The organism is Methylomonas koyamae (genome assembly GCF_001644025.1).
GTDB lineage: Bacteria > Pseudomonadota > Gammaproteobacteria > Methylococcales > Methylomonadaceae > Methylomonas > Methylomonas koyamae_A.
In genome coordinates this window covers 1-4,838 of record NZ_LUUK01000131.1, presented here as the reverse complement: position 1 = coordinate 4,838, position 4,838 = coordinate 1, and the positions used below count along the sequence as shown (strand labels likewise).

4 protein-coding genes are annotated in these 4,838 nt (G+C 61.3%); 2 read left to right on the top strand and 2 right to left on the bottom strand.

Annotated elements, in window-relative coordinates; genetic code table 11:
* Together A1355_RS26590 and A1355_RS09400 are read right to left on the bottom strand one after the other, a co-directional pair.
* Positions 1–201: helix-turn-helix domain-containing protein (locus A1355_RS26590; protein ID WP_197471764.1), on the bottom strand; the 201-nt coding region annotated here is incomplete at its 3' end.
* A gap of 195 nt (positions 202–396) precedes the next feature.
* A complete protein-coding gene (locus A1355_RS09400) occupies positions 397–2,196 on the bottom strand; it encodes an alkaline phosphatase family protein (protein ID WP_064027329.1) in 1,800 nt (599 codons plus the stop codon).
* A gap of 711 nt (positions 2,197–2,907) precedes the next feature.
* Here A1355_RS09400 and A1355_RS09390 point away from each other — a divergent pair.
* Together A1355_RS09390 and A1355_RS09385 are read left to right on the top strand one after the other, a co-directional pair.
* A complete protein-coding gene (locus A1355_RS09390) occupies positions 2,908–3,453 on the top strand; it encodes a TlpA family protein disulfide reductase (protein WP_082885463.1) in 546 nt (181 codons plus the stop codon).
* 104 nt (positions 3,454–3,557) lie between these two features.
* On the top strand, positions 3,558–4,526 hold the full coding sequence (locus A1355_RS09385; RefSeq protein WP_064027323.1) for an FAD:protein FMN transferase: 969 nt from the start codon (positions 3,558–3,560) through the stop codon (positions 4,524–4,526).
* Positions 4,527–4,838: the final 312 nt, after the last annotated feature.

The following is a 4,838-nucleotide window of genomic DNA, read 5'->3' as shown; positions in this document are numbered from 1 at the left end:
CTCGGATTCGGTTAGCGCATGCCCGGGCGTGTATTGACGTTGCGGCCGAAGGTCTTCAGCCAGGGTTTCACGGGCTTGCCAGCGCTGCAAGGTGCGCGGACTCAGGCCCAGCATGGCACAGGCTTGGTCTTGGCGGGCACCGGCGGTTGTCGCCTCGGTGATGGCATCAATCAGATTTTGGCGTTGCTGAAGGGATGTCATTCGACCTCGCCCCCCAACAACGCCCGGACCTTTTTTTGCAAGATCAGCAAAGCAGCGGCTTCAGCCAAGGCTTTATCCTTACGGTTGAGTTCGCGTTCAAGACGCTTGGCTCCCTTCGGCTCCGCTCAGGGAACGGTTAGGTCCGCACGCTCCCTGAGCGGAGTCGAAGGGGCGTGCGGGCCTGCGGTTTCTACACTAGTCGCGGTCGTGGTGGCGGTCGTCCCGGTCGAAGTCGAACAGTGTCATCAAGTCGCCGACCGCCGGGCCGTTCACGGGCCGGTAAGGGTTTTCGGCGCGCGCCAGCGGATTGGGCAGATTGTCGCGGCTACGCGGCGAAATCGTCGGCAAGTGCCAGTTGCGTTCAATGAATTTCAAGATCGACGCATGATCGTTGTAGGTATGGTCGACGTGGCCTTTCTTGGCGTAGGGCGATACTACCAGTAGCGGAATCCGGGTCCCGTCGCCGAAGAAATCGACGGCTTGCACATAGCCGGAGTCGTAATAGCCGCCGCCTTCGTCGGTGGTGACGACGATGGCGGTGGATGCCCACAGCGCCAGATTGCTCTTGACTTGAGCGATCAGGTCTTGCAAGAACATTTCGTATTGATCGGCGGTCGAGTCGGCGGGATGGCCGGCCAGGGCTTCGAAGGGGCGCACGTAAGACACCGCCGGCAAGGTGCCGTTGGCAACGTCGGTCAGGAAGGCGGAGTAGTTTTGCAGCTTGGCTTCTTCCGCCGGGTTTTTCATGATGCTGCTGAACCCGGTCAGCGGGTCGCAGATGCCGCAGTAGGCGTGGAACAGCAACGGTATGCCGTTGACGCCGCCGGCAAAGGTGGTGGCGTCGTCGCCCCGGTCGGCACTGTAATATTTCCAGGAGACGTTGTGAGCGGTCAGTACGTCGGCAATGGTACGCAGGCTTTGCGGCGGCAGCGTGAATTGGTCGGCGCCGAGCGAGCGGGGGCTGGCGCTGGTTTGGTTCCAATACAAGTTGTAGTTGTTGACCAGATAGTAATGGTCTTTTTCGCAATTGTTTTTGCGCAGGCCTTGGCGGATCAGCTCGGCGTTGACGGCCGCGACGCCCGGTTGGGCCGAATCGGCGCAATTGACGTAGGAGCCGCCGCCGTAACCGTCTTGGGTGTAGTAGTTGTTGCTGCCGGCCACCGGATTGGGGTTTTCGATTTGGTTGGCCCAAGGTTTTGCGGCGCTGCCGTCGAGTTTGGTCGGGTGGGTGAAATAGGCCGCGTGGCCGGTGACCAGGGCCAGGAAATTGGCGCCGGTACCGCCCTGGACCGATTGATGGTAGTTGTCGCTGATGGCGTAGGTGTCGGCGAGGGCTTTGAAAATCGGCGCGTCGCCGGTATTCATATTGTAAAAGCCCATCGAGATGGCGCCTTCCATCGGATTGAAGCCGCCCGCCGGGTAGGGTTTGCCGTCGGAGCCGGTGCCTATGCTTTCTTCGACCCACACGAATTTGTCGTGTTTGCCGCCGTCGAGGTCTTGCCACATTTGAAAGAACCGATGCACCGGGTCGCCGGTGTATTCGTTGTAAGGCGCGTATTTGCTGATTTGATAGGGGCCGTTGGGCAGGTTGCTGGGAAAGCGGTTATCCAAGATGCCGGCGGTTTGGCCGATGGCGTAGGTAGTATAGGGTTGCGGTAGGCCGAGGTCGTAATCGCCGATGGATTCGGTGACGACCCGGTAGCGGTCGGTGGCGCTGCCGACCCGTTGCTTGGACAGATCGAAGCGGGGGCCGGGTTCGCCGTCGGCGGTGATGATGCCTTTGCTGAGCAAGTTGTCGATGTGTTGGCCACGTTTGGGTTGGTAGGCGCCGAACAGGTTGTCGAAGGTGTGGTTTTCGCCAACGATGACGATCACGTGCTTAATCGGCGTGGCGGTTTTATGTTCGTCTTGCGCTTGCGCCGGGGCGCTAAGCATTAACGCCGATGCGACAGCCGTCGTCAGCGGATAGATAGAGCGGAATTTCGTGGTTCGCATGGACGATCACTCCAAATTCGAATGCATCAAGGGAGGGTTGCGCCATCACGATGAAGGGATGGCATGCGGCAGCCTAAAGCGTGTTTATGACGCGACGATGAAGGAGGGGCGGCGTTTGAAAAAATAGTCTTCGCCCGGCCCGAACCGAATGCCCGCGATCAATCGGGCCGGGTTCATCTTGGCCTACTAGCATAGCGAGCGCGAAGCGGCCAAGCGCGACCGGCCGAATGCCCAAACCTTGTTCGACGATTTGCGGACCCGTTTTCCCGGCGGTTCCAGCGCCGAGCCGGCGCCGGCCAGTTGAGGTCGGTCAGGCTGACGCCGGGCAAAACCGGGTATCGCCGGCTCGGCGCCGGGTATCGTTGGTTCGGCGCCGGACAAAAAGACTCGACGCCGAGTATCGCCGGGGTAAAAACTGACGGAACGCTGGTACGCGATCGCGGCATCGGACCAACCGGCCGTTTCGCGGTCGGCCGGTTTGGCGCCGTCATACCGGGCTTCTGTTTAAATCCGGTCCTATCGATCACCGGTATTCCGTTCGGGTTGAGTTTGGCTAAGTCCAGGCCGGCGTGCCTTAGACGGGGCTAGGGCGGGGGCTTAAATTCCTCCGTCCGATGTTCCGGACCGGATGGGCACCGGGCGCCGGGCGCGGGCGGATTTTTTAACGGTCGGCCGTGGGCCGGCGAATTTTAATGTTGGGAGAGTTTGACGATGAGCGATACTTTGCTAAAGGATTTGATGTGGTTTAAGCGCCGGCCGGCGGCTTGGGCGCTGGCGTTCGGTTTGGGGATGGCGGCCGCGCAAGCCGACGCGGCGGCGGTCGATCGGGCCGCGCCGGCTTGCGCGTTACAGGGCATGGCGGACGGCAAGGCCTTGCACTTACAACAGTTCAAGAATCAAGTCGTGTATGTGGATTTTTGGGCGTCCTGGTGCGGGCCATGCATGCAATCGTTTCCGTTTATGAACGAGTTGCAGCGCCAACACGGCGCCCAGGGCTTGCAAGTGGTCGCGGTCAATCTGGACGAGGACGCCGCCGATGCTCAGGCGTTTTTGACCAAGGCCCGCCCCGGTTTCGCGGTGGCCGCCGATCCGAGCCGGCAGTGCGCCAAGGACTTCGCGGTGGAAGCCATGCCGTCGTCGTTTTTGATCGACCGCCAGGGCAAGCTGCGCTACATCCATAAGGGTTTCCGGTCCGGCGAGGTGGACGAATTACAAGGCGTCCTCAAGCAGTTGCTGGCCGAGCCGGCCAGCTTGTAGGCGAGGGTGGGGATCGGCGATAGTCGGGTTACACTAGGCTTTTATGCCCTAGGAAACACCCGACCGGCCGTCGACCATCGCCATTCGTTTCGCATTAACCCGCCATGAAACCGAAAAAACCCAGCAAACGCCGTCCGTTAACGTTTTACCGCCGCGAATTCCAAGCCATGGGGACGCCGTGCGAAATCCAATTGTTCGCGATCAGCGCGGCGGCGGCCGGCGCGGCGGCGGATGCGGCGATCGCGGATGTGCGGCGCCTGGAGGCACGCTATTCCCGTTACCGAGACGATAGTTTTTTATCGGAGATCAACCGGAGCGCGGCGCTTGGCGGTTCGATCGCGGTGGACGACGAAACCGCCAGCTTGCTGGATTATGCGCTGACCTGCTACGAGCAAAGCGAGGGCTTGTTCGACGTAACTTCCGGGATTTTGCGCCGGGCCTGGAAATTCGATGCCGGCCGTTTGCCCGAGCCGGCCATGCTGGCGGCGTTGCTGGAGAAGGTGGGCTGGCACCGGCTGTGCTGGCGCCGGCCGGAATTGACGTTTTCGGTCGCCGGCATGGAAATCGATTTCGGCGGCGTCGTCAAGGAATACGCCGCCGATTGCGCGGCGACGATCTGCCGCAAGCACGGGGTTCAGCGCGGGGTCGTGAATTTGGGCGGCGATATTCGGGTGATCGGTCCGCGCGGCGACGGCAGTCCCTGGCGGGTGGGTATTCGAGATCCGCGCCGGCAGGGCGGCTTGCTGGATACCTTGAACTTGTACGAGGGCGCGGTGGCCAGCAGCGGCGATTACGAGCGTTGCATGGTCATCGACCAGGTGCGGTACGGGCATATTTTGAACCCGAAGACCGGCTGGCCGGTACGGCATTTGGCGGCGGTGACGGTGGTCGGCGATTTTTGCGTGGTGGCCGGTAGCGCTTCGACGATCGCGATGCTGAAGGAAGGCGACGGCGTCGAGTGGTTGGAGCAACTGAATCTGCCGCATTTATGGGTTGATGTGGCCGGTCGAGGCGGAGGGTCGTTGTTCGGTCCGGACGAGCCAGCGGCGCAGGGCGCGGGTTCGCCGCGCTGAGCGCTGATTTTACGCTCAAGCTTTCGCCGGCTCGGCCGATAACCCGGTGGTCCGTCCAGTCGGGCGGACAGTGTTCAATCCATGGGAGATCGACATGTCATCCATATCGGGAGTGGGCTCCACGCCGTACGTTCCTCTCGTCAATCAAGCGAAGCCGCCCGTAGAGAACCGGCAGCCCGCGCCGCAACCGGTGCAACCGGTCGCGAAAGATGCCGATGGGGATAACGACGGTAGTAAAGGTAGAAACATCGATACTTACGCTTAGATTCGGGTATCGATAGGAGCAGTAGCGATCGGGCCGGTAATTACCGG